This is a genomic window from Pseudomonas sp. TR47 (genome assembly GCF_044143025.1).
Classification (GTDB): Bacteria; Pseudomonadota; Gammaproteobacteria; order Pseudomonadales; family Pseudomonadaceae; genus Aquipseudomonas; species Aquipseudomonas putida_E.
Window position 1 is genome coordinate 214,704 of sequence record NZ_JBHFCS010000002.1, and the last position, 24,531, is coordinate 239,234.

Here is a 24,531-nt window from a genome sequence, read left to right on the forward strand (position 1 = left end):
TGCAGGTACAACAACAATGTCCAAACCCGCTTTTGCAATGACCGCGCTACGCCCGGCCGAACAGGTCATGGACCTGGCGCGGCTGGGCAGCCAATTCCAAAGCCCTTTGAGCTTCGTGCGCAGCAGCATGCGGCGGATGATGAACCAGCGCTGGCAAGTCCTACGCACCCGCTTCGACCTGGACGGTGCAGGCTTTGGCACCGCCATTTACCGGATAGAAACACCGAACGCCCATTACCATTGCGTGATCTTCTCGGCCTATCTGCCCCCGGAAAAACGCAGCGACCGGGTTATCGCCGACCAGTGGGATGTAAGCTTCGTGCTGGTTGCCGGCGATGTCGACGATAAGCAACTGGCCGACTTGCAGCGCAACGTGCCCCTGCAGGAAGCCGGGCGCTTCGACGCCCGCGTACTGGTGCTGTCGCGGGCCAACCGCAGCCTGCGCAACTTCGACAAGTTCCTGGCGGCGCTGGCGGAAGGCAACCAGCCTGATCCGTGCCAATTGGCCGAGGTCGGCTACCTGTATCGCACTACCGCCGTGTACGGCAACGGCAAGTTCGGCATTGCCGACTTCGCCTGCCTGCAACGCAACCCGGACTTCAATCAGCCGTTCAGCGCACAGATGTTCACCGTATACCTGTTACGCCACTTCAGCATCCAGCAGGTCGAGCACATGGCGCGCGCCCTGAACCCGCAACGGGCGGTGCCACTGGCCACCGAACTGCAGCGCTACCTGGGCGTCGGCAACGCGACCGGGCTGGGCATGGCGCCATTTCTGATCAACCACCCGCAATTGATCGAACGCTGGATCAGCATACGCGAAACCGCCCTGGCACGGGTGCTTGCGCAAGCGCCGCAACCGGCCTGCCTCGCGCGCCTGCAGCACCTTCTGGCGCGGGCCAGCCAACACCTTTCCCAGGCCCTGACCGAAGACGCTCGCCAGCAAGCACAGAACCAACAGACACTGGCGGAGCTGGCGGCGCTGTCCGACTGGCTTGATCGGCAACCCTGCAGCGAGGGGCTCTGGCCTCGCCTGCTGGGCTGGAGCCAGGCACATGCGGGCCTGGGCTGCCAGGAACTGCTGGTGAGCCTGCTGCTGGAGCTGTACCCCGAACAGGTCACACCGCTGGCCGAGCACATGAGTGTGGACGAAGGTTGGCGCCTGGACGCAGAGATGCCACTGGTGCAACTGCGGGCACTGATCGAGCAACGCTACGCATGGGCGTTGGCCTACGACCTCGACGACATCGACGCCCAACATTTCTTCTGGTATCGCTCCGCCGAAAAGGAGGAACCACGCTTGGGCATGCGCAGCGAAGAACCCGGCGCCGAGAAGGAAATGCAACTGGGCATCGCACGCAATATCCAGCGGTGTCATGGAGCGCTGCTCGCGCACCTGCACACCCAACCCCAGGCACTGACCGCGCACTTCCTGATCGCCCAGCCGGCATTCAAGGGCACCGTGCGCCGCCTGCAAGGGATGGCGCAGAGCACTTATGGCGAGATCCGCGCCAACCTGCTGGCGCGGGACATGCTGCCCATCCACCTGCTGCGCTGCAAGCTGGCGTTTTTTGGCGCCGGCAAGTTCGACCCCAAGTCCAGCCGCTGGGTACGCATTACCCTCTTCCAGGGGGCACCGCTGGTCAGCGAGATCGGGCAGCCGTTCACCGACGACTGGAACTTTGCCGTCATGCCGCAAGGAGGCCTTTGACCATGCGAGTGTCGCTCAATGAAATCCAGGTCATGTGCCGCAAGGCCTTCGAAGGCATGGGCTTTGCCGCCGGGGACTGTGAAGACGCCGCCGAGCTGGTCGGCTGGTTGCAACTACAGGGGCTGGACGGTGTAGGCACACTGGCCAAGGCGCTGGACTACCTGGACCGCGAAGCAGAACGGCCCTATGCCCTCAGCCATGAAGACAGTGCCCTGCTGGTGATCGACGCCCAAGGCCAGAGCGTCTTGCGCTGCGCGGCTACCGTCGTGGCGTTGGCACAAAGCAAGGCACTGCGCGCTGGCCAGGCAGTGCTGCGCATCCAGCACTGCCACAACCGCCTGTTGTTGCTGGGCTATCTGAGCCGAGCCGCGCAACTGGGCCTGCAGGTGCAGGCCTGTTGGGGCGATGCCCGCCAGCAACACCAGGCCAGCTTCAGCGCAGGTGCCGCCTGCCCTGAGCTGCGCAGCGCAGATCAACCCTGCGCAAGCACCGCGATGGAGCAGAGCATCACAGTCGTGTTCAACCGGCCGACCCACACGCAGCCACATGTCGCGCTCTCATCAGACGCGCTTGTTCAGGGCTTCACAGTCAGCGAGCACACCTGGCAGCGGCTCAAGCAGTTTGCCAACCAGGTTCTGGTCGAAAGCACCGAAGCGTCACGCCGGCACGGCGCCGGCGGTGGCAACGATGCTGACTGACTCTTTCGATTACCCCAGGAATACTCACCCATGAAATACGCAATCAAGACTGACCTGTATGCCTCCAAGGCGCCGCTGGAATGGGCGGTGGTCGGCAACGGCACGCTGTACACTGCGCAGATCCCCATCGATGCCAAAGGGCAAGTGGTCGCGGGGGGCATTGATGCCCAGACGCGTCAAACCCTGGACAACTTGCGCCATACCCTGGAGGCAGCCGGAAGTTCGCTGGATGCCGTGACCCAGGTACTGATCTACGTTACCGACCGCAGTTACCTGGCGAACGTCAACAGCATCTACGCCGAGTACTTCCAGGCGCCTTACCCCAACCGGGCGGCGATCGTGGTAGCAGGGCTGGCGCGCGAGGAAATGCTCGTGGAACTGGTCGTCCATGCGTGCGTGCAGGACAGAAGCTGAGCGCTGCTCCTTAGCGCCCGCTAATGAAATAGAACGTCGCCAACCCTGCCCCAGTCATCAGCAAGGAACCTGTGACGTGCAAAGCGATAGAGCCCAGAGCCCATGAAATACGCCCCTCCTGCATAAGCGACACGACCTCTGCGGAGAAAGTGGAGAACGTGGTCAATCCACCGCAAAAACCAGTGATCAGCAGCAGGCGCCATTCGGGGCTGAGCGACGGCGATGCGGAGAAGAATGCGATGGCCAAGCCAATGATGTAGCCACCAAGGAGGTTGGCCAGCAGGGTACCTGGCGGCACAGCGGGGAATAGTGCATTGAGCTTCATGCCCAGGCCCCAGCGGAGCCAGGCACCGACCATGGCACCAATCCCGATGGCCAATAGCGACTTCAACATACAGTGTCGCGCTCCGGGCAAAGAACTGGCAGGCATTCGGTACCGGCATCAGCCGCCAGCTTCAGCCGATCGGCCTTGCAGATGTATTTAGGCTTGTTTCGCGGTGCCAGCTTGGCGGCGGCCTTTTTCTGGTGTGCTTGCAGCAACTGCTTGATCTTCTTGCGACGGTTCATGGTGCCACTCGGTACGGGGTTGATCAGGTAGAACACATCATAAATGATGGAACCAGACGCTGGGGCGCGGGTGAATCACTCGTTGCCCTGGCGCTTCGCGTTTTTCTTGACGATGGCCTTCATCCGCGTCGCAGCGCGCTGCACGGTGGCCATCTTCTCCGGGCGTTTCATGCCGCGCCACTTGCGGATTTCCTCACGGGTTCGGCCACAGCTCACGCACAGCTCGCTGTTGAGCTGGCAAAGCGAGACGCAGGGGTTTTCGATGTCTTTGGCCATGGGCTGCTCCGGTTCTGGCCGCGGATGATAGCGCACGACGGCCAGATGCGCCGAGAACAGGGCGCTCCACAGGCCCTCAAGCCGCTGCGGCCCTGTCGGTATCGCTGCTGACCTCGAACTGCCCGACCAGCTTCTGCAGCTTGCTGGCATTGGCCTTCACCGTCTCGGCACTGCTCTGCAGCACCACCGCCGTCTGGCGCATTTCGCTGGACGACTGGTTGACCTGCTCGATGGTCTTGCCATAAGCCAGGCTGCGCTGGTTGAGCTGCTGAATGATCTGGAACATGCTCTCTACCGCTTGGTGCAACTGTACGTTCTCCGAAGAGGCATCTTCGGCCAGGCGCAAACTGTCATCGACGTTATGTACCCCCTCCTCCATGAAACTGACGGCTTGCTGGGTTTCATTCTGCAGGCCTTCGACCATGTGCCGGATATCGTCGGCCGCGCGCGCCGTGCGCGAAGCCAGGCTGCGCACTTCATCGGCCACCACCGCAAAGCCCCGGCCATGCTCACCCGCGCGTGCGGCCTCGATGGCGGCATTGAGGGCCAGCAGGTTGGTCTGGTTGGTGATGTCGCTGATCAGCCCGCTGATGTTGCCGATCTGCGCCATCCTGCTGTCAAGCAGTTGCACACTGGAAGAAGAACGCGCTACCACATCCCGAATCGACTGGGTGCCCGCCTGCACCGCCAGGTACTGCTCACGGGCCCGGCTGACCACCTCGTCCATCGCCTGCTTCATCTGCTCTGCGCTGACCGAAGCCTGCTGCAGTTCGCCCAGTTGCTCCTCCATGATGATCATCATCTGGTGCACCGCCTCGGCCACTTCGGTGGAGGTGACGCTCGCTTCGTGGCTGCGCCCCAGCATCATCTGGTTGGTGGCACCCACCGTGCGGCTGGCCTTGACCACTTGGCCCACCACCGAGTCCAGACGGTCGATGAAGCTGTTGATCCAGCGCGCCATGTCGCCACTTTCATCGTTGGCCATGGTCGTGGTGTCCAGCCGTTGGCGCAGGTTGCCCTCGCCCTCGGCGATGGTGCGCAGTACATCGGTCATGCCATTGAACCTGGCAGCGAGCCGCCTTGGCCCCAGCGCACTGAAAAGCAGTGTGGCAGCCAGCATGCTCACGGCCAGCAGCGCATCGTTGATGCCTTGCGCCAAGCCCGCGTAGTGCTGCACCAGGAAGTTGCAACCAAACAGGCCGGCCATGATCGCGATGTACGGCTTCATCAACCCGTAGCTGAGTGAGCGTCGCCGGTAGACCTCCTCCAGATCGGCTTCGCACATCATGCCCCACCGGTCCGGCGAGCCCGGCAACTGGAATGTGACGCCTTTGCCCACCACTGGCACATGGCGATAGTCCGAATAGCCAGGGTAAGTCACGAACAGGTTGGCGCCCTGGCGGATGGTTTCCCGAACGCCTGGATGAAGCTCGCGGGTGGCAGGGTCGGTAAAGCGCAGCTCAAGCTCGGTATGGCGCTGGACCTGCACGGTGCTCCATGGCGTATGCACCCCGCTCTTGAGGTTTTCCCCGTGGGTGAAGGTGCCGTCCTCGAAACGTGAGCGCGACAGGGCGGTACCCGGTTTGATAGCGGGGTCGAAATGCGATTGCGCCATGAACAGGTAATTGTCACCGGACTCGGCATAGATATGCCCGGCCTCGCGCTGGATCAGGTCGCCCAATACATCGTTGGGCACCCGGCCGCAGAGGCAGCCGTAGACCTTCCCATGCGTTTTGAGTGGCTGATAGAACATCAGTGTCACTTCGTCGTGAAACCGCGACGACGAGGGGCCGATCTGCAAGGTCAGCGGGTCGACATATGGGCCGTGCAAGAACGGCGCCTTCAGCCCTTGGGCCAAGGCGCCCTTCTGTTCGATGCGCTGGCCAATGCTACGCTGCACCCAACTCGACACTACAACCGTGCCATCGGTGTCGATGACGAAAAGTTCCGAGAAGTCGTTCGCTTGAGCGAGCTTGTCCAGCAATGCCGTACGGTCGGCATGAGCCGATACCGGGTCAAGGCTTGCTGCCAGTTCGGCCAAGTGCTCCCATTGTTCGCGGGCCCAGCTTTGCAGCAACTGCATGCGGGTCTGGGCTATGGCTTCGAACGTCTGCTCGATGACCGGATAAGTCGATCGGTTGAGCCCGCAGGACCAGCGCATGCTGAGCTTGCCGGTTTTTCCGAACCACGGCAGCCAATGCTTCTCAGCCGATGACAACTGCATGGAACCACTTGAAAGCGACATTATCTTCACCATACGCGACATCACGATGGCAAAGTGATAGCAAGTACTACGCCAACTCGTATGCAAGCTAATGATTAGGCAGGTAGCCATGGCCTCAGTACGCCATCTGCGCACCAATGAGGGGCAAAAAATGCGACCTGCGCCAATAAGGGTCGCCCGCCACAGGACCTGATCTCACTCACCGCCAGTACTGCGTGTCATCGACAATCTGTTCATGCCCTGCAAACAGCGCCGGCAACTGCTCCTTGAGGTAATCGATCCAGGTCCGCACCTTGGCATCCAGATAGTGCCGCGACGGGTACATTGCGTACAACGCACACTCACGCAGCCGGTAAGGTGCCAACAACCGCCGCAAGCGCCCTTGCTCGATCGCCTGGCTGGCCGTGTAGAACGGCAGCAGCCCGATGCCCATGCCCAGTTCACTGGCCACCAGCATCGCGTCGGCGACGTTGGTCAGGAAGCTGTCGCGCGGCGCGATCACGCAATGGTCCAGCCCTTGGGGAAACACCCAGTCGCCCTCATACATCGGGTACGCCATGCGCAGGCAGCGGTGCTCATGCAGGTCTTCGGGCCGCTCGGGCACACCATGGGCCTCCAGGTAACTGGGCGCGGCGCAGGGGATGCTGAAGATGGTGCCCAGCGGCACAGCGATCAGCTGTGAGTCGGGCAAGGCGTCGTCCACGGTGATCACCACATCGTGCCCTTCGGCCAGCGGGTCGGGGTTGCGCTGGGAAAGGGTCAGCTCCACCACCACCTCCGGGCATAGCGCGTTGTAGCCGGCCACCAGCGGCATCAGCAACAGGCCAAGGCCGTGCGGGCAATGCAGGCGCAGCCGGCCACGGGGGGTCAGGTGCGCGCCACGCGCTTCGCCCACCGCCTCTTCGGTCAACAGCATGATTTGCCGCGAGCGCTCCAGAAACCGCTCGCCGGCCTCGCTCATGCGCAGGCGCCTGGTAGTGCGGTGCAGCAGGCGAGTCTGCAGCTGATTCTCAAGCTCGGCGACGATCCGCGACACCTGCGCGGCAGAAATGTCCAGGGCATTGGCAGCCGCAGCGAAGCTGCCGCACTCCACTACCCGGGTGAAGGTGCGCATGGCGTGCAGCATGTCCATGGGGCTCGGCTCCTTGTTCGTTCTTATTCGTACGTTCCAGGCAGGAATCTATCACGGCTTAGCCCATTTATTGTGCACAGCCAAACAATACATCATTGGTAAAACATTGAAGAAGGAGCCTGCCATGAACATCAAACGCTCGATCGCGCTGCTTGCGCTCTCTGCCACCTTCGCCTCGTTCGGCGCCTTGGCCGCCCCAGGCGCCGCACAGCCGGCCGCTAACGACAGCGCCAACTACGAATACGGCATGCCGCTGGATGTAGCCAAAGTGGTGTCGATCTCCCCGGCCAGCAACATTGCCGATTGCCAGGTGGGCACCGCGCACATGGTCTATGTCGACCATCAGGGCCAGACCCACGAGGTCAACTACCGGGAGATGGGTAACTGCTCGCAGCAGTGATTCAGGCCAGCACCTGGGTGATCCAGCCAACCTGCCTGGCAAAGTCCTGCAGTTTGTGTGGCGCGATCGCATCCCGGGCACGTTCGAAGTTGGCCAGGGTCTGCTGCTTCTGACGCAGCATGCGTTGCCACTTGGTGACAAACGCCGGGCTTTTCTCCCGCATCAGCAGCGGGCCGAAATACAGCTCTTCGACGCTATAGACGACTGCCCCGCCCGGCTCGGCAACGATGATCTCGTAGTCGAAGCGGTTCTCGCGCAACACCTCTTCGCAAACGATCCGGTAGCCGTTGGCCATCAGCCAGGCCCGTAGTTCACCCTCACCGCCATTGGGCTGCAGGATCAACCGCTCGCTGCCGCTCAGGCGTGCCTTGCCCCGCTCCAGGATTTCGCACATGGTGTCGCCGCCCATGCCGCAGATACTCACCGCCGAGATGCGGTCCTGCGCCTGGATCGCCTCCAGGCCATCGGCCAGGCGGATGGTGATGCGCTCCTGCAGGCCGTTGCGGCGTACATTACGCTGGGCCGAAGCATAAGGCGTTTGCGCCACTTCCCCGGCCACACCTGCTTCGATCGCGCCACGCAGCGCCAGCGCCACCGGCAGGTAGCCGTGGTCCGAGCCGATATCGGCCAGGCGCGCGCCTTGCGGCACATGCGCCGCCACACGCTCCAGGCGCATCGACAATGTCTGTTCGTTCAACTCAAGCCCCTTGCTCAACAATCGGCGCGATTCTGACCGCCGTGGCGCGGTATTACAATGCGCGCGGGCCAAGCGGTGCCCTGTGGCTCGACCCCTGCGCCGTGCTCGCGTAGGCTTGCGGCTTTCCTTCCGTCGCAAGGCAAAACCACTTTATGGCCAACATCATCTTCACCCCGGATTCCGATGCCGAGTCCATTTCTTCCGACGTCGCCGAGTTCAACGGCGTGCTGGTGACCACCCAGATTCCAGCCGATCTGGACGGAGATATCGTGCAGCAGAGCGAAAGCACCCTGCAGGCACTGAAAGAAGCCTTGGAAAAGGCCGGCAGCGGCATGGACCGGGTCATGCACCTGACCATCTACCTCACCGACATGGCCGACCGCGCCGCCTTCAACGAGGTGTACCAGCGTTTCTTCAGCAAGCCGTGGCCGGTGCGCGCTGCCGTGGGCGTGGCGGCGCTGGCGTACCCGCAAATGCGTGTCGAAGTGACCGCGATGGCGGCCAAAGGCTGATAGAGCGGTTGCCTCACCGCCAGGGGCTGCAAAGCGGCCCCAACCCAAGCAGGACGCAGTACCGGCAAACCACCTCTGGGCAGCCAAAGCATGCCACCCGCCCATTTCCCCGCTACAATGCCGCCCTACCGTGACAGCCCGAACCTATAACGACATGTCCCTTCCAAAGAATCACCTGGAACTGCTCAGCCCTGCCCGTGACGTGGCCATCGCCCGTGAAGCGATCCTGCACGGCGCTGACGCCATCTACATCGGTGGCCCGAGCTTCGGCGCACGCCACAACGCCTGCAATGAAGTGGGCGAAATCGCCGAGCTGGTAGAGTTCGCCCGGCGCTACCACGCCCGCGTGTTCACCACCATCAACACCATCCTGCACGACAACGAGCTGGAACCGGCGCGCAAGCTTATCCATCAGCTGTACGACGCCGGCGTCGATGCGCTGATCGTGCAGGACCTGGGGGTGATGGAACTGGACATCCCGCCTATCGAGCTGCATGCCAGCACCCAGACCGACATCCGCACCCTGGAACGGGCCAAGTTCCTCGACCAGGCCGGCTTCTCCCAACTGGTACTGGCCCGTGAACTGAACCTGCAGCAGATCCGCGCCATCGCCGCCGAAACCGACGCGGCCATCGAGTTCTTCATCCACGGCGCGCTGTGCGTGGCCTTCTCCGGCCAGTGCAACATTTCCCACGCCCAGACCGGCCGCAGCGCCAACCGTGGCGACTGCTCGCAGGCCTGCCGCCTGCCGTACACCCTCAAGGACGACCAGGGCCGTGTGGTGGCGTTCGAGAAGCACCTGCTGTCGATGAAAGACAACAACCAGACCGCCAACCTGCGCGACCTGGTCGATGCCGGCGTGCGCTCGTTCAAGATCGAGGGCCGCTACAAGGACATGAGCTATGTGAAGAACATCACCGCCCACTACCGCAAAGAACTCGACGCCATTCTCGAAGACCGCCCGGGCCTGGCCCGTGCCTCCAGCGGCCGCACCGAGCACTTCTTCGTACCCGACCCGGACAAGACCTTCCACCGTGGCAGCACCGACTACTTCGTCACCGACCGCAAGGTGGACATCGGCGCCTTCGACTCACCAACCTTCACCGGCCTGCCGGTAGGTGTGGTGGAAAAGGTCGGCAAGCGCGACCTGCAGGTGGTCACCGAAGTGCCGCTGACCAACGGCGACGGCCTCAACGTGCTGGTCAAGCGTGACGTGGTGGGCTTCCGTGCCAACATCGCCGAGCCGCGTGGCGAGTTCGAAGAAGACGGCCACAAGCGCTACCGCTACCGGGTCGAACCCAACGAGATGCCCGAGGGCCTGCACAAGCTGCGGCCCAACCACCCGCTGTCGCGCAACCTGGATCACAACTGGCAGCAGGCCCTGCAGCGCACCTCTGCCGAGCGCCGGGTAGGTGTGGAGTGGCACGCCGTGCTCACCGAACAGCGCCTGATGCTCAGCGTCTGCAGTGAAGAAGGCGTCAGCGTGCAGGTCGCCCTGGATGGCCCGTTCGGCGCAGCCAATAAGCCGCAGCAGGCCCTGGACCAGTTGCACGACCTGCTCGGCCAACTGGGTACCACGATGTATCACGCCAATGCCATCGTGCTGGACGCACCGCAGGCGTACTTCATCCCCAACTCGCAGCTCAAGGCCCTGCGCCGCGAAGCCATAGAGGCGCTGACCCAGGCGCGCATCAAGGCCCACCCGCGTGGCGGGCGCAAGGCCGAGACCACGCCGCCGCCGGTGTACCCGGAGTCGCACCTGTCGTTCCTGGCCAACGTCTACAACCAGAAGGCCCGCGACTTCTACCACCGCCACGGCGTGCAATTGATCGATGCTGCGTACGAAGCGCACGAGGAGCACGGCGAAGTGCCGGTGATGATCACCAAGCACTGCCTGCGTTTCTCGTTCAACCTGTGCCCCAAACAGGCCAAGGGTGTGACCGGCGTGCGCACCAAGGTGGCGCCGATGCAGTTGATCCAGGGCGATGAAGTGCTGACCCTGAAGTTCGACTGCAAGCCGTGCGAAATGCACGTGGTCGGCAAGATGAAGAGCCACATCATCGACCTGCCGACACCCGGCAGTGCGGTGGCTCAGGTGGTCGGGCACATCAGCCCGGAAGACCTGCTCAAGACCATCCCGCGGGCACCGCACTGAGAGTGATACGCCCCTGTGCCGGCCTGTAGGAGCGGCCTTGCCGGGGCGCCGGACCGGTCGGAAAGGGCCGCGAAGCGGCCCCAGGTTTTTGCATCGCTGCCGGTGAGATGGGGCCGCTTCGCGGCCCTTTCGCGACACAAGGCCGCTCCTACGGTGACCACTGGACCTGCGCAGCGGCCGTCTTTACACCATCACAAAATTCCCAGCCCCCGCGCCGTCCGGTCCACGGCAATGCGCGTCTTGTCCACCAGCTCATCGAGCTCGCCATGCGTGGCCACCAGCGCCGGCGCCATGATCATCCGCCCCAGCGTCGAACGGATGATCACACCTTCCTCGAACCCGTAGGTGCGGCACTGCCAGGCCAGGTCGTTCTCGTTGGCGTAACGCTTGCGGCTGCCCTTGTCCTCGGCGAACTGCAACGCCGCCACCAGCCCCGCGCCCTGCACCTGGCCAATCAACGGATGGTTGGCAAACACCTCACGCAGGATGCGCTGCAGGTACGGGCCGGTATCGTCCTTGACCTGGCGCACGATGCCTTCGTCGCGCAGCGCCTTGAGGTTGGCGATGGCCACTGCGGCCGCCACCGGGTGCCCGGAATATGTCAGGCCGTGGGCGAATACCCCGCCACGCTCCACCAGCGCTTCGGCGATGCGCTTGCTCAGCACCAGGCCGCCCATGGGCACGTAACCCGACGTCAGGCCTTTGGCGATGGACAGGGTGTCCGGCTCGAAGCCAAAGTACTCGTGGGCGAACCATTCACCGGTACGGCCAAAGCCACCGATCACCTCGTCGGCGCACAGCAGCACATCATACTGGCGGCAGATGCGCTGGATTTCCGGCCAGTAGCTTTCCGGCGGGAAGATCATGCCGCCCGCGCCCTGGAACGGCTCGGCCACAAAGCCTGCGACATTCTCTGCGCCCAGCTCGAGGATCTTCTCTTCCAGCTGCAAGGCGCAGCGGCGGCCGAACTCGGCCGGCGTCAGCTCGCCACCCTCGGCGTACCAGTACGGCTCGTCGATGTGTGCCACATCCGGAATCAGCCCGCCCATCTCGTGCATGAACTTCATGCCGCCCAGCGCTGTGGCGGCCAGGGTCGAGCCGTGGTAGCCGTTCCAGCGGCCGATCATGACCTTCTTGTTCGGCTGGCCGACCACCTGCCAGTAACGGCGCACGGTGCGGATCAACACCTCGTTGGCCTCGGAGCCGGAGTTGGTGTAGATCGCGTGGCTGTAGTGCCCGGGCAGCAAGCTGAAGAGCAGTTCGGACAGCTCGATCACCGCCGGGTGGGTGGTGTGGAAGAACATGTTGTAGTACGCCAGCTGGTCCATCTGCGCGGCGGCGGCGGCGGTCAGGTCCTTGCGCCCGTAACCCAGCTGGGTGCACCACAGCCCGGACATGCCGTCCAGGTAGCGCCTGCCGTCGTTGTCCCACAGGTACAGGCGTTCGCCGCGGGTGATGACCCGTGGGCCTTCGGCGTTGAGCGCCTTCTGGTCTAGGAAAGCGTGGATGTGGTGGGCCGCGTCGCTGGCCTGGTAGTCGCGGGTGTCGCGTTGCGGCTGGAAGGGTGCGTTCATTGTTGTTCTCCGTGAGTGAGGGTCAGCGCAGCTGGAACCAGGTGGTCTTGAGCTGGGTGTACTTGTCGAAGGCGTGCAGCGACAGGTCGCGGCCAAAGCCCGACTGGCGGCCGCCGCCAAAGGGCACCGCCACATCGAGGGCATCGACCGTGTTGACCGAGACGGTGCCCGCCTTCAACTGCCGGGCCACGCGGTGGGCGCGGTTGAGGTCGTCGCTCCACAGCGAAGCGGCCAGGCCATAAACGCTGTCGTTGGCCAGGCGTACGGCCTGCGCTTCGTCGTCAAAGGCAGTGATCGCCAGCACCGGGCCGAACACTTCTTCGCGGGCCAGGGCCGAATCCGGGCGCACGTCGGCGAACACCGTTGGCGCGATGAAGTTGTTCGAGCCGTTGAAGGTCAGCCGCTGGCCGCCGCACAACAGGCGTGCGCCGTCGCCCTGGGCCTGCTCGATGGCAGCCATGACACGTGCGCTCTGGGCGTCGTCGACGATGGCACCGGCGCGGCTGGCCGGGTCCAGGGGGTCGCCGGGCAGCCACTGGCGGGCCTTGGCCAGCAGGCGCTCGACGAACTCGTCGTGGACCGAGCGCTGCACATACAAGCGCGAATTGGCAGAGCACACTTCGCCCTGGTTGAAGAAGATGCCGAAGGCCGCTTTCTCCGCTGCCAGGTCCAGGTCCTGACAGTCGTCGAACACCAGGTTCGGGCTCTTGCCGCCACACTCCAGCCATACCTGCTTGAGGTTGGATTGCGCCGAGTACTGCATGAAGTACTTGCCCACCTGGGTGGAGCCGGTGAACACCAGGCAATCCACATCCGGGTGCAGGCCAAGGGCACGGCCAGCGCTTTCACCCAGGCCCGGCACCACGTTCAGCACACCTTCGGGCACCCCTGCCTCAAGCGCCAGTTGGGCCAGGCGCAGGGCCGAGAACGGCGACTGCTCGGCGGGTTTGAGCACCACGCTGTTGCCGGCGGCCAGCGCCGGGGCGACCTTCCAGGCAGCCATGTCCAGCGGGAAATTCCACGGCACCACGGCGCCGACCACGCCCAGCGCTTCGCGCGTGACCGTGGCCAGGGCATTGCCTGCGGTTGGCGCGACCTGATCGTAGACCTTATCCAGCGCCTCGCCGTACCAGGCGAATACGTTGGCCGCGCCGGGCACATCGATGGTGTAGGCGTCCATCACCGGCTTGCCCATGTTCAGCGAGTCGAGCAACGCCAGCTCCTCGCGGTGGGCCATCATCAGTTCGGCCAGGCGCAGCAACACGCCCTTGCGTGCCGCAGGTGCCATGCGCGCCCAGGGGCCTTGCTCGAAGGCGCGACGCGCCGAACGCACAGCCTGGTCGATTTCGGTATCGCCGCAAGCGGCGACCTGGGCCAGCAACTGCCGGTTGGCCGGGTTGATGGCATCGAAGGTCAGCCCTGACTGCGCCGCCAGCGGGCGGCCGTCGATCAGCGCCGTGGTGATGAAGCTTTGCCTTGCAGCGCGCTGCTGCCAATCGCTTTTCGTATGCACGCAGGTCTCCCTTGCGGCCGCGCGGGCGGCCGGTTGCAGTTGTTGTAGGTGTGGGTGGCCGTGGCGCCGTCAGCGCCTTCGCAGGTAACTTTCCAGCGGGTCCTTGCTCAAGCCTTCCTGGGCCTGGGCCAGCGAATCGATGAACAGCGAGAACAGCTCGGACTGCTTGGCGATGTCGAGCTTGGTGTAGAGGTTCTTGCGGTGGGTCTTGACCGTGTCTTCACTGATGCCCAGGCGCTCGGCCAGCGAGCGCGTGGAGTGGCCGCGCAGCAGGTACTGGGCGATGCGGCATTCGCGCTCGGTGAGCAGCGAGGAGCCGAAGTTGTTCAGCGCGGCGTTGATCTGCCGGCCCAGGGCACTTTCGAAGCGCCCGCCCACGGCATCGACATCCAGGTGGCTCCACTGGCGCCGCACCACGGCCACCACCCAGGGCGCCACACATTTGAGGTCACTGACCTGCTGACGGTCCAGGCGGCGGGTACTGGCCAGGGCCACGGCGATGGTCAGGTGTTCATCCAGAGGAACGATGAAGTTCAGTTCGTCCTCCAGGTGTGCGTGCTGGTAGAACGACAGGTAGTACTCGCTGCGCTTGAAATGGTCGGGGGCAACGTCGCTGAGGCGAAAGCAGCCGGCAGCCACACTGTCCATGCAGGCACGGTAGAACGGGCACAGCAGGTAGTAGCCTTCCAGGTAGCGCTGCACGTTGCCTTCGGGCAGCCATGGGCCCTCTTCGTCCTTGACGAACAACGCCGAAGGCAGGCCCTTGCGTGGGTAAAGAAACACCGTGATGGCCTGGCACGGCGCAAGCAACTTGAGCGCGGCGAACAGCGCCTCGACGAAGCCCGGCGTGCCTTGGGCGTCGATGACACGGGCCATCTGCGCGTACCAGTCGGGCGATTTCAGCCGGTCTTTGCTCATTGTCGTCGTCCCATGCCGGGGTGGTCATGGTTGGGATTCTTGCATGGGATGCCGGGGGCGGCCATCACCCTTCGGGGTGAGGTTGTGGCATGCTCTGCAGCTCTTTCACTTCAGGGCCTGAACATGCTGATCGACGAAGAACTGACCCTGAAAAAACTCGAGACTTTCCTCGCCTTCATGCGCAGCGGCAACCTCGGCCGCGCTGCCGCCGAGTTGTCCACCAGCGCGGTCAGCGTGCACCGGGCCATTCATTCGCTGGAAAGCGCCCTGCGCTGCCCGCTGTTCAAGCACGAAGGCCGTCAGCTGATTCCGCTGGAAAGCGCCTATGTGCTGGAAAAGAAAGCCCGCCAGTTGATCCAGGACGCTGAGCAGATGGTGCGCCAGACCCGCGAGGCCGCCGGTTTCTACGCCGAACGCTTCCGCCTCGGGGCCCTGTATTCACTGACCGTGAAGACCGTGCCCAAACTGGTGATGGGCCTGAAGCTGCGGCGCAGCGAGCTGAACATCGACCTGACCCTGGGCTCGAATGTCGACCTGCTGCAGCGGCTAAAGAACCATGAACTGGAGGCGGTGCTGGTGTCGCTGGATGAAAGCGTGGCCGACCCTGCCTGCGAGCAGTTGCCGCTGTTCTCCGACGATATCTACCTCGCCGTGCCCACTGATTCGCCGTTTGCCGAGCAGCAGGAGGTGGACCTGGCGGACCTGGCCGAGTCCACCTTCATCACCCTGACCCAAGGCTTTGCCACCCACCGCGATGGCGCACGGGTGTTCCAGCAGGCCGGGTTCGAGCCGAAGGTGGCGATGCAGGTGAACGATATCTTCACCCTGCTCAGCATGGTCAGTTCGGGAGTGGGCTTTGCACTGTTGCCGGGGCGCATTGCTGCGGTGTACGAAAACCGGGTGAAGCTGATTGCGCTGCAGCCGCGTTACCGGCTGCAGCAACATATCGGCGTGGTGTTCCTCAAGGCCCGGGAGCGCGAGCCCAACCTGCTGGCGCTGCTGGCGGAATGCCGCATGTACAGCCGGGAAAACTGAGCGGCGCACACCGCGGCGGTTCGCCAGAACCACCGCGACAAAGCCGGCCTACGCCACCAGGCCACGCATGCAGAAATACAGCAGCGAAGGCCCCAGCAGGCAGCCCAAGGCGGTGTAGAAGGCTGCGGTCAGGCAGCCATAGGGCACCAGCTTGGGGTCGGTCGCCGCCAGGCCACCGGCCACACCGCTGGAGGTGCCCATCAAGCCACCGAAGATCACCGCAGTGCGCGGGTTGTTCAAACCGATCATCGGTGCCACGAACGGCGTCACCACCATGACCAGGATCGCTTTGACCAGCCCGGCGGCAATCGACAGCGCCATCACCTCGGAGCTTGCGCCAATCGCAGCGCCCGTCACCGGCCCGACGATATAGGTCACTGCCCCGGCGCCGATGGTGGTCAGGCTGACCGCATCGGTGTAACCAAAGGCCATGGCCACCCCTACCCCTGCGACGAACGAGGTGCCGATGCCGAAGAACAGCGATATCACCCCGGACACCCCGGCGCGCTTGAGTTCTTCGATGTTGACGCCAAAGGCCGTGGCGACGATGGCGAAGTCCCGCAACATGGCCCCGCCCAGCAGGCCGATGCCCGACAGCAGCGGAATGTCCACCAGCCCTTTCTGCCCGCCCGTCATCACCCCGCCGACGTAAGACAACGCCAGGCCCAGGAAAATAGCGATGGCAGAGCCGTGCAAACGCCCGCGGGTCAGCTTGTCGGAGAACCAGTAGGACAGCCACATGGTCACGCCGATCACCGCGAAACCACTGACCAGGCCATAACCGTTGATCACTTTCATCATGGATTCGTACATGGCGGTCACCGTTGCGCAGCAGTCAGGGGTTTGTCGGTGCCCGCCTCAGGCTTCTTTTGCCCGATGCGGTCCAGCAGCGGCACCATGGCAAAGCTTGCGACCACCGCCACGACGCCTGCCGTTATCGCCATCGGCCCACCGGACAGCGCGCCCAGCACATTCTGCTGGGCGGCCATGGCCACCACGATGGGGATGTAAATGGCGCTCCAGAATTCCACGCCCTGTTCGGACTTGGCCTTGATCAGGCCACGCTTGTTGAGGTAACTGCCGATGAAAATCAGCAGCAGCATGGCGATGCCGACACCGCCGACGTTGGCAGGTACGCCCAGGAGCTTGCCCAGGAGTTCACCGATAAACAGGCCTACAAGGGTACACAGGGCCAGAAAGGCCACACCGTAGATGATCATTGTTGTTGTCCTCGCGTTGGGTCGAAGTTGCTTGTTGTTGTCCTTCGAAAAACACGGCATTTATGGGCGCTGGCTGACCTCCTGACGCAGCAGGGCGTCCACTGTATCGAGTCGGGTTTGCTCCAGGGCAAGCACGCGCCCCTGTTCGAACACCGGGCGGGCCAGGCCGGTCAGCACGCTGCCGGGCGGTAGCTCCAGGTGCAGGCGCACGCCGCGCTCATAGGCGTTGCGCAACGTAGCACGCCAGCCGACGAGCCGGGCCATGTTGCCGGCCAGGTCGTCACGCAGGCGTTGCGGGTCGAACAGCGGCCGCGCGCTGCTGCCACTGAGGTAGGTGATGCGCGGGCGGTTGATCTTAACGCTGGCAAACGCGTGTGCCAGCTCGGCCGCCGGGCCGTCGAGCAAGCGGCAATGGGAGGGCACGCTGACCGCCAGGCGCCTGGCCACGCCCTGGCCACGGCTGCGCGCCCTGGCGGCAACCTCGGCCATGGCCGTGTCGCTGCCGGCGATGACGATCTGGTTGTCGCTGTTGAGGTTGGCCAGGTACACCTCGCCGCCCACCTGCGCCAGCAAGCGCTCGACACTGGCCAGATCCAGGCCACTCAGAGCGGTCATGCCGTAGCCTTGTGGGTAGGCACGTTGCATGAGCTCACCACGCAGTGCCACAAGGCCTACGGCATCGGTAAAGGCCAGGGCGCCCGCGGTGACGGCGGCAGGGTAGGCGCCGATCGACAGCCCTGCCACATAGTCGGGGGCCGGGCTGCGTTGCAATAACGTGCGCGCCCAGGCCACCCCGGCCAACAGCAAACACAACTGCACGGCGCGGGTCGATTGCAATGCCTGCTGGCTGTCCAGGGCCAGCACCTGTTCATTGAGGGTGTCACTGGCCTCTTCCAGCAACGCTGCCGAGCCTTCGGGCAGGCGATGCAGCATCCCCGCCTGCTGCGCGCCCTGGCCAGGGAAGGCGAACAGGCTGCTCACGCTGCGCACTCCAGCAGGTTCCATGGGTCGGCCACCAGCCGTGCGCCAAGCGTCGACTTGAGCAGCACGCGCTGCGCCACCCCGGCCCATTCGCGCAGGGCGATGCCACCTGCAGGGGTTTGCAGTTGCACGTCGATACGGCAAGGGCCGCAGTCGAGGCTATCGAGCAACTCACGCGCCTTTGCCCGGCTCATGGGCCGCGGTGTGCGTAGCAGCAGGTCGAGATCGCTGGCCGCGTGCAGCACCTCAACCCCTGTAGCCAGCTGGTAACCCACCCCACCCGTCGGCCCCCAGGCCAGCCCGCAGGCGTCGAGCACCGGCGCCACGCTGGCCAGCGCCTGTAGCGCGGCCCAGGGGCTCGCGCCCTGCCCGCGCAAGGCTTCGGGGCGCAGTTGCCGGCGAATGTCCGCCACGCGCATCTGAACACCCAGGCGCTGCGCGCGCCCCTCCCCGCGCAGCCCCACCGCCACCCAACCTGCCGCGCAGCAGGCACGGCGCACCACCACCGGCTGCCCGGCCGCCAGTACCTGCGTGGCCCAGGCAGGGGCATCGACAGGCAGCGCGGCCGGGGTCATCCCCCAGAGCAGGTCATGTGGCTGCGGCGCGCTCATCTCAGGCCTCCTGCCACTGGCTGCGCAAGCGTGCACGCACTTCGCGGGACGCACTGCGGTGCTCGCCGGCCAACCGTGACGTCAGGTCGGTCGTGTTGCCGATATCGCGCAGCGCTTCGGCCAGGCACGCACGCACCTGGGCCAGATCGCTTGCGCTCGGGGTATCCGCGTTGTCCACACTCAGGCGCCGCCACAAAAGGCCCAGCGAGGCATAGCTGGCCAGGTCGTAGGCCATCGGCGGCACCTCGGCGGCCAAGGTTTCCAATTCTTCGACGCTGCGCAAGGTGATCCGCGCCGCCGCCGCCTTGCCCATCGCGTGCACCATCACCCCGCTGTCATCCAGTGCAATCAGCCGCTGGGCCTGGTAGCCGTGGGCCAGAAACGCACCGGACATGGCCTTGCCCACCAGCAGGCCGATGACCGGGTGCCCGGCCAGGCGTGCCTGGGCATAGGCCTGCACCGCAGCGGCCAGCGCCTGGTGGATGCCCAAGGCTTCCTCGCGGCGGCCGTAGGCCTGGCTGGGCACATCGATGACCGCGACGATGGCGCGCTTCTCGCCATCGCGGTCCAGCTCAATCGCCTCGCTCACCGCCTTGGCCAAGGCCCAGCCTTCGAGCAGGCCGACTTCACCGTTGCGCGCCCGGGGGAACGGGTTGTGCGCATCCGGCACCACGGCAATGAAGCGCGCCGTGCGGTTGTCCAGCTCGCCGTCGATGACCCGCAGCGAGGCGGGATATCCTGGCAGTGCTTCGCTGCCGGCCAGGCCTGGCAGCCAGTTCAGGGCACGGTTCATGGGGCATCTCCTTGGTAAAGGGCGCGTACGGCGGCGGCGTCCAGTTGCGGGCAGTCATTGCCCAGGCTGGCAAGCCGCTCGAGGTACCAGGCGTGGCGGCCTGCACGGTTGGCGCTGGGTACGTCGAGCAACTGCAGCAGCTGCTGGCGAATGCTGTCGACGTCATCGGCCACATAACCATCCACCAGGCCGCTGGCATATCGTTGCTCGCCACCGGTCAGGCTCCAGATGAAGGGGCGGTCCTTGGCGTCGTACTCGGCGATGCCGGCTTCCTGCTCGATCACCTGCGGGCCGTTGAGGCCCAGGCGCGCCTCACGGGTCACCAGCAGGTGGCTGCACAGGCCCGCTGCGATGGACATGCCGCCAAAGCAGCCCACCGAGCCTGCGACCAGCCCGACCACCGGCTGATGGCGGCGCAGCTCGACGATGGCCGCCTGGATCTCGGCAATCGCCGCAAGGCCCAGGTTGGCCTCCTGCAGGCGCACCCCGCCGGTCTCCAGCAGCAGCACGGCGCAGGTCGGGATGCCGTTGCGGTTGTCTTCTATGGCCAGCTCCAGCGCACCGGCAATCTTGGCCCCGCCCACTTCGCCCATGCTGCCGCCCTGGAACGCGCCCTCGATGGCGGCGATGACCGTGTTGCGGCCACCGAGCAAGCCCTTGGCGATGACCACGCCGTCGTCGGCCTGGGGCACGATGCCCTGGCGCGGCAACCACGGCGACATCAGCCGCTCGAACGGGCCTAGCAGCTCGCGAAAACTGCCCGGGTCGAGCAAGGTGCGGGCACGCTGGCGCGCTCCCAGTTCGACGAAGCTGCGGCTCTGCAGCAAGCGTTCGGTGTCAGTCATGGGCGATCTCCTCGAAACCTTGCTCAAGGCGCAGGCGTACCACGCCAGGCGTGGCGCCGAAATCATGGATGTCGATGTTCACCGCCGGCCACGTGCGCCCTTGGAACAGGCGCTGGAACAGTTGCTCCCAGCGGGCGCCGCTGCCGTTGACCGAGGTCACCACCTGGATGTTCAGGCTGCCGGCCGTGCCGGGCTCCATCAGGACTTCCAGGTCGCCCGAGCTGACGCAACCCACCAGGGTGCGGCCACGGCCAGGCTCGGCGGCAGGGAATTGAAAGGTCAGGGTTTCCATGTCACAGGCTCCCGGCTTTGTCGAGGAACAGGCAGGCGGCCAGCAGGTCGGCGGCACCGCCCGGTGAGGCGTTCAGTTGCAACAGTTGGGTGTCCAGCAGGCGCAAGTGGCGGCGGCCGTCGAGGGTGGCACTGCCACCGGCTGCGAGCACATGGCGGGCGCCCTGTTGCAGCGTTTGCAGGCCCTCGGGGCCGGCGCGCCAGAGCACGCAGGTGTCACTGAGCGCGGCCATGATCGCCAGCAAGGCATCGAGGCGTGCGTGGTTTTCGCTGACACCGTTGGCGCGGCTGCGGCGCAGTTGCGGCAGGCCGTGTTCGATCACGGCAGGAAAGCCCTGTTGCGCCTGTTCGCGGGCACCGCCGGCGCCGTAACGGTGGCGCACCTGGGTGCCGTGGCTGTCGTGGGCGGTGGCGGCCGGGTCATCGATCAGGGCGATGCGCCCGGCACGGGCTGCGACGGTACTCGCGTCAGCCCGGGCATCCAGGGCCCGGGCGGCCACCAGCAAGCCAAGGGCCCATATCGCGCCGCGGTGGGTGTTGACTCCGGCGGTGGTGACCAGCATCGCAGCCTCCCCTTCACGGCCGATACGGCCCAGCTCGATGCGCAGCGCCAGGCCAACCTCGCCATGGGCCTGGGCGGCGTCGGCCATTTGCCGCAAGCAAGGCCAAAGGGCAAGCGCCGAGGCATGCATAAGGGCCAGCGTCATGTCGCTGTGCGCGCCGCTGCTGCGCCGGTCCACCAGGCCGGGCTTGGGTGACAGGTCGGCCTCGTCCAACAGGGCTTCCACGGCCAGGTCGGCCAGCCGGTCGGCAAGGGGAATGGCGTTTTCAGGGGCCGGCCTGATCGCCGGCAAGCCTGCCCCCACAGGGATCGGGCAGTTTTCAAGCGGGCGGCCGGCCCGGTGAAGGGGACCATAGGGTTGCAGATCGAATAGTTGCATCACCAGCTCCTGAACCGTGCGGGCGGGTTGTACAGGCCACCGGACCACTCCACCAGGTCGGCGATGCTGCGCGCAGCGAGCAGTTCACGGCTGGCATCGGTACGGCGGATGCCCAGGTCTTCGGGCAAGGCCACCAGGCCTTGCTGGCGCAGGCGCAGGGTGTCCTTGGGGTCATGGCGCAAGCCGATGGCGGTGACCCCGGCCACGGCGGCGATCATCTGCTGGCGCTCTTGTAGGCTGCGGGCCTTGTACAGGTACGCGATACCCTCTTCGGTCAGCAGGTGGGTGACGTCATCGCCGTAGATCATCACCGGTGCCAGCGGCATGCCGGCCTTCTTCGCCACGTCCACGGCGTCCAGGGTTCCGACGAAGGTCGGTTTGCCGCCTTCCTGGTAGGTTTCGACCATCTGCACCACCAGCTTGCGGCCGCGTTCGAGCAAGGTGTCGGGCACCGTCATGTCGAGCCAGGCCGGGGTGGCGTGGCGCCTGCCGCGGGGGTCGTGGCCCATGTTGGGTGCGCCGCCGAAGCCGGCCAGGCGGCCGCGGGTGACGGTCGAGGAATGGCCATCACCATCGACCTGCAAGGTGGCGCCGATGAACAGGTCGACCGCGTACTGCCCGGCCAGCTGGCACATCATGCGGTTGGAGCGCAGCGAGCCGTCGCGGCCGGTGAAAAACACGTCCGGGCGTTGCGCGATGTAGTCTTCCATGCCCAGTTCGGTGCCGAAGCAATGCACGCTTTCGACCCAGCCGGTCTCGATGGCCGGGATCAGCGTGGGGTGCGGGTTGAGCGTCCAGTTGCGGCAGATCTTGCCCTTCAGGCCCAGCGACTCGCCGTAGGTCGGCAAGATCAGCTCGATGGCGGCCGTGTTGAAACCAATGCCGTGGTTGAGCGACTGCACGTTGTGTTTTTCGTAGATGCCGCGGATGGCCATCATCGCCATCAGCACGTGCACCGGTTTGATGTGCCGTGGGTCGCGGGTGAACAGTGGCTCGATGTAGAACGGCTGGTCAGCGACCACCACGAAGTCCACCCAGGAAGCCGGAATGTCCACGCGCGGCAGGTCGTCGACGCGGTCGACCAGCTGGTTGACCTGGGCGATCACCAGGCCATCGCTGAAGGCGGCCGGCTCCACCAGTGCCGGCGTGTCCTCGGTACTGGGGCCGGTGTACAGGTTGCCGTCACGGTCGGCCATGAACCCGGCGACCAGGGTTACATTGGGGATCAGGTCGACCAGCAGGCGCGAATACAACTCGATGTAGGTATGAATGGCGCCGACTTCGAGCAGGCCGTCTTCCAGCAACTGGCCGATGCGCAGGCTCTGCGGGCCGGCGAAAGAAAAGTCGAGCTTGCGGGCGATACCCCGTTCGAACAGGTCCAGATGCTCGGCACGGCTGACGCTGGGCATGATCATGTGCAGGTCGTGCAGGCGCTCGGGGTCGGCCTTGGCCAGCGAACGGGAGAGGAAGTCAGCCTGCTTCTGGTTGTTGCCTTCGAGCACCACCCGGTCCCCTGGGGCGATCAACAGCTCCAGTGCCTCGACGATGCGCTCGGTTGGCAGCACCACACCGTCGGCCAGGTGACGGACCCGCTCCAGGCGGCGCTGCTTCTCGGCGCGCCGCCTGGACCATTGCGGCGGTGGATTCTTCGTTATGGTCATGGGTGACTCCACGGGTTCGCTGTCGTGGGGGCACAGTAGGACGCGGGGGTTGGGTGATCAATCAAGCTGGGGGCGTGATCGTTACGGTCAGGGTAATGGTTGCAAGGGGGTTGCCTGCAATGCACGACCCTGAAAAACTCAAAGCCGTAGCCATGGCAAAAACGCACGCCTCACCTGCAGATATATCCATTGTGCAGGGCAATTTTGCATGACAGGATCCACCGATCCTCCAGCGCACTCCAGACTTCACTTGGAAAATCAATAACAAAGCAGGGAGAACGCGATGACCGCGCACGCTCATACCTCGGCAACGGCCCATGTACTGGCCGAGGTCCGCAACCAGATTGGCCACCTCACCCTCAACCGCCCCAGTGGCCTCAACGCCCTGACCCTCGACATGGTGCGCAGCCTGCGCCAGCACCTGGACCACTGGGCCGATGACCCGCAGGTGCAAGCGGTGGTGCTGCGCGGCGAAGGCCCCAAAGGCTTTTGCGCCGGCGGCGACATCCGCTCGCTGCATGACAGCTACAAGGCTGGCGACACGCTGCACGAAGACTTCTTCGTCGAGGAATACGCCCTTGACCTGGTGATCCACCGCTACCGCAAACCGGTGCTGGTGCTGATGGACGGCTTCACCCTGGGTGGCGGCATGGGCCTGGCACAGGGCTGCGACCTGCGTATCGTCACCGAGCGCAGCCGGCTGGGGATGCCCGAAGTCGGCATCGGCTATTTCCCCGACGTTGGCGGCAGCTACTTCCTCTCGCGCATCCCCGGGGAGCTGGGCACCTACCTGGGCGTCAGTGGCGCGCAGATCCAGGCGGCCGACGCGCTGTATTGCGGGCTGGCCGACTGGTACCTGCCAAGCGAAAAACTCGCGGAACTGGATGAAGGCCTCGACCAACTGGACTTCGGCGCCCATCCGCTCAAGGCGTTGCAAAACCTGCTCGCGAAGCTGGGCAGCCAGGTGCTGGACGACGCGCCGCTGGAAAAACTGCGCCCGGTCATCGACCACTTCTTCGCCCTGCCTGATATGGGAGCAATCATCGAGCAACTGCGGGCAGTCAGCATCGGCGACAGCCACCAGTGGGCGCTGGCCACCGCCGACCAGCTGGAAAGCCGCTCGCCACTGGCCATGGCGGTTACCCTGGAAATGTTGCGCCGCGGCCGTTACCTGCCGCTGGAAGCGTGCTTCGCCATGGAGCTGCACCTTGACCGCCAGTGGTTCCAGCACGGCGACATCATCGAAGGTGTGCGCGCCCTGATCATCGACAAGGACAAGCAGCCACGCTGGAACCCGCCGACCTTGGTGGGCCTGCAACGCCAGCGCGTCGACCAATTCTTCGAAGGCCTGTGAGCCGGGGA

Annotated in this window: 26 protein-coding genes; 8 read left to right on the forward strand and 18 right to left on the reverse strand. The window is 64.8% G+C overall.

All coding sequences use genetic code 11. The features are described from left to right. Positions 1-16 precede the first annotated feature (16 nt). The 3 genes from ACEWE8_RS03560 to ACEWE8_RS03570 are packed head-to-tail and all read left to right on the forward strand — an operon-like array spanning position 17 to position 2,823. Positions 17-1,711, forward strand: coding sequence for a hypothetical protein (locus ACEWE8_RS03560; protein WP_046786032.1), 1,695 nt, complete (start codon positions 17-19; stop codon positions 1,709-1,711). A 2-nt stretch (positions 1,712-1,713) separates the two neighbouring features. Beyond that, positions 1,714-2,409, forward strand: a complete 696-nt coding sequence (locus ACEWE8_RS03565) for a DUF3726 domain-containing protein (protein WP_046786031.1) — start codon at positions 1,714-1,716, stop codon at positions 2,407-2,409. Positions 2,410-2,439: 30 nt separating this feature from the next. Beyond that, positions 2,440-2,823, forward strand: coding sequence for a RidA family protein (locus ACEWE8_RS03570; RefSeq protein ID WP_046786030.1), 384 nt, complete (start codon positions 2,440-2,442; stop codon positions 2,821-2,823). 10 nt (positions 2,824-2,833) lie between these two features. Here the strand turns inward: ACEWE8_RS03570 and crcB are convergent, their stop codons facing one another. From crcB to ACEWE8_RS03595, 5 genes are all read right to left on the reverse strand, one after another. Beyond that, on the reverse strand, positions 2,834-3,217 hold the full coding sequence (gene crcB / locus ACEWE8_RS03575; protein WP_046786029.1) for a fluoride efflux transporter CrcB: 384 nt from the start codon (positions 3,215-3,217) through the stop codon (positions 2,834-2,836). Continuing rightward, positions 3,211-3,390 carry a DUF2986 domain-containing protein gene (locus ACEWE8_RS03580; RefSeq protein WP_046786403.1) on the reverse strand — a complete coding sequence of 60 codons (180 nt, stop codon included), beginning with the start codon at positions 3,388-3,390 and terminating at the stop codon, positions 3,211-3,213. The genes crcB and ACEWE8_RS03580 overlap by 7 nt, the downstream gene beginning before the upstream one ends. A gap of 75 nt (positions 3,391-3,465) precedes the next feature. Beyond that, entirely contained in the window at positions 3,466-3,666 is a 201-nt protein-coding gene (locus tag ACEWE8_RS03585; RefSeq protein WP_012314714.1) for a DUF1289 domain-containing protein, read from the reverse strand. 76 nt (positions 3,667-3,742) lie between these two features. Continuing rightward, the gene (locus ACEWE8_RS03590) at positions 3,743-6,001 is read right to left on the reverse strand and encodes a methyl-accepting chemotaxis protein (protein WP_395589218.1); all 2,259 of its coding nucleotides are present in this window, start codon (positions 5,999-6,001) and stop codon (positions 3,743-3,745) included. An 88-nt stretch (positions 6,002-6,089) separates the two neighbouring features. Next, positions 6,090-7,022: a LysR family transcriptional regulator gene (locus tag ACEWE8_RS03595; RefSeq protein ID WP_046786027.1), complete on the reverse strand. Its 933-nt coding sequence runs from the start codon at positions 7,020-7,022 to the stop codon at positions 6,090-6,092. A 130-nt stretch (positions 7,023-7,152) separates the two neighbouring features. Here ACEWE8_RS03595 and ACEWE8_RS03600 point away from each other — a divergent pair, with 130 nt between their 5' ends. Further along, positions 7,153-7,422, forward strand: a complete 270-nt coding sequence (locus ACEWE8_RS03600) for a DUF2790 domain-containing protein (protein WP_046786402.1) — start codon at positions 7,153-7,155, stop codon at positions 7,420-7,422. 1 nt (position 7,423) lies between these two features. Here the strand turns inward: ACEWE8_RS03600 and ACEWE8_RS03605 are convergent, their stop codons facing one another. Then, positions 7,424-8,119 (reverse strand): tRNA (adenine(22)-N(1))-methyltransferase, encoded by a 696-nt coding sequence (locus tag ACEWE8_RS03605; protein WP_395589219.1) that lies wholly within the window; start codon positions 8,117-8,119, stop codon positions 7,424-7,426. Between the two features lie 152 nt (positions 8,120-8,271). Between ACEWE8_RS03605 and ACEWE8_RS03610 the strand changes: the two genes are divergently transcribed. Both ACEWE8_RS03610 and ACEWE8_RS03615 read left to right on the forward strand, forming a co-directional pair. After that, the gene (locus ACEWE8_RS03610) at positions 8,272-8,631 is read left to right on the forward strand and encodes a RidA family protein (protein WP_012314719.1); all 360 of its coding nucleotides are present in this window, start codon (positions 8,272-8,274) and stop codon (positions 8,629-8,631) included. Between the two features lie 154 nt (positions 8,632-8,785). Continuing rightward, positions 8,786-10,786, forward strand: a complete 2,001-nt coding sequence (locus tag ACEWE8_RS03615; protein WP_046786025.1) for a U32 family peptidase — start codon at positions 8,786-8,788, stop codon at positions 10,784-10,786. Between the two features lie 191 nt (positions 10,787-10,977). Here ACEWE8_RS03615 and ACEWE8_RS03620 read toward each other — a convergent pair whose 3' ends face one another. From ACEWE8_RS03620 to ACEWE8_RS03630, 3 genes are all read right to left on the reverse strand, one after another. After that, the gene (locus ACEWE8_RS03620; RefSeq protein ID WP_012314721.1) at positions 10,978-12,360 is read right to left on the reverse strand and encodes an aspartate aminotransferase family protein; all 1,383 of its coding nucleotides are present in this window, start codon (positions 12,358-12,360) and stop codon (positions 10,978-10,980) included. A gap of 22 nt (positions 12,361-12,382) precedes the next feature. After that, positions 12,383-13,873: an aldehyde dehydrogenase gene (locus ACEWE8_RS03625; RefSeq protein WP_046786024.1), complete on the reverse strand. Its 1,491-nt coding sequence runs from the start codon at positions 13,871-13,873 to the stop codon at positions 12,383-12,385. Positions 13,874-13,942: 69 nt separating this feature from the next. Beyond that, positions 13,943-14,791, reverse strand: a complete 849-nt coding sequence (locus ACEWE8_RS03630) for a helix-turn-helix transcriptional regulator (protein WP_046786023.1) — start codon at positions 14,789-14,791, stop codon at positions 13,943-13,945. 123 nt (positions 14,792-14,914) lie between these two features. Here ACEWE8_RS03630 and ACEWE8_RS03635 point away from each other — a divergent pair, with 123 nt between their 5' ends. Beyond that, on the forward strand, positions 14,915-15,826 hold the full coding sequence (locus tag ACEWE8_RS03635; protein ID WP_012314724.1) for a LysR substrate-binding domain-containing protein: 912 nt from the start codon (positions 14,915-14,917) through the stop codon (positions 15,824-15,826). Positions 15,827-15,874: 48 nt separating this feature from the next. Here ACEWE8_RS03635 and madM read toward each other — a convergent pair whose 3' ends face one another. From madM to mdcA, 9 genes are read right to left on the reverse strand one after another with little or no spacing between them, the layout of a single operon-like run. Next, complete coding sequence (gene madM, locus ACEWE8_RS03640) at positions 15,875-16,639, reverse strand: malonate transporter subunit MadM (RefSeq protein WP_012314725.1); 765 nt, start codon at positions 16,637-16,639, stop codon at positions 15,875-15,877. Positions 16,640-16,644: 5 nt separating this feature from the next. Beyond that, positions 16,645-17,046 (reverse strand): malonate transporter subunit MadL, encoded by a 402-nt coding sequence (gene madL, locus ACEWE8_RS03645; protein ID WP_046786022.1) that lies wholly within the window; start codon positions 17,044-17,046, stop codon positions 16,645-16,647. Between the two features lie 60 nt (positions 17,047-17,106). After that, positions 17,107-18,027, reverse strand: a complete 921-nt coding sequence (mdcH, locus tag ACEWE8_RS03650) for a malonate decarboxylase subunit epsilon (RefSeq protein ID WP_395589224.1) — start codon at positions 18,025-18,027, stop codon at positions 17,107-17,109. Then, positions 18,024-18,638: a malonate decarboxylase holo-ACP synthase gene (locus ACEWE8_RS03655; RefSeq protein WP_046786021.1), complete on the reverse strand. Its 615-nt coding sequence runs from the start codon at positions 18,636-18,638 to the stop codon at positions 18,024-18,026. Before ACEWE8_RS03655 ends, mdcH begins: the two co-directional genes overlap by 4 nt. A gap of 1 nt (position 18,639) precedes the next feature. After that, the gene (mdcE, locus tag ACEWE8_RS03660) at positions 18,640-19,431 is read right to left on the reverse strand and encodes a biotin-independent malonate decarboxylase subunit gamma (protein ID WP_046786020.1); all 792 of its coding nucleotides are present in this window, start codon (positions 19,429-19,431) and stop codon (positions 18,640-18,642) included. Continuing rightward, complete coding sequence (locus ACEWE8_RS03665; RefSeq protein ID WP_046786019.1) at positions 19,428-20,276, reverse strand: biotin-independent malonate decarboxylase subunit beta; 849 nt, start codon at positions 20,274-20,276, stop codon at positions 19,428-19,430. The genes mdcE and ACEWE8_RS03665 overlap by 4 nt, the downstream gene beginning before the upstream one ends. Next, on the reverse strand, positions 20,269-20,568 hold the full coding sequence (locus tag ACEWE8_RS03670) for a malonate decarboxylase subunit delta (RefSeq protein ID WP_012314731.1): 300 nt from the start codon (positions 20,566-20,568) through the stop codon (positions 20,269-20,271). The genes ACEWE8_RS03665 and ACEWE8_RS03670 overlap by 8 nt, the downstream gene beginning before the upstream one ends. Before the next feature lies 1 nt (position 20,569). Then, complete coding sequence (locus ACEWE8_RS03675) at positions 20,570-21,508, reverse strand: triphosphoribosyl-dephospho-CoA synthase (protein ID WP_046786018.1); 939 nt, start codon at positions 21,506-21,508, stop codon at positions 20,570-20,572. Then, positions 21,508-23,169 carry a malonate decarboxylase subunit alpha gene (mdcA, locus tag ACEWE8_RS03680; RefSeq protein ID WP_046786017.1) on the reverse strand — a complete coding sequence of 554 codons (1,662 nt, stop codon included), beginning with the start codon at positions 23,167-23,169 and terminating at the stop codon, positions 21,508-21,510. Before mdcA ends, ACEWE8_RS03675 begins: the two co-directional genes overlap by 1 nt. 283 nt (positions 23,170-23,452) lie before the next feature. Between mdcA and ACEWE8_RS03685 the strand changes: the two genes are divergently transcribed. Continuing rightward, positions 23,453-24,523, forward strand: coding sequence for an enoyl-CoA hydratase/isomerase family protein (locus tag ACEWE8_RS03685; RefSeq protein ID WP_046786016.1), 1,071 nt, complete (start codon positions 23,453-23,455; stop codon positions 24,521-24,523). The last annotated feature ends 8 nt before the right edge of the window (positions 24,524-24,531 follow it).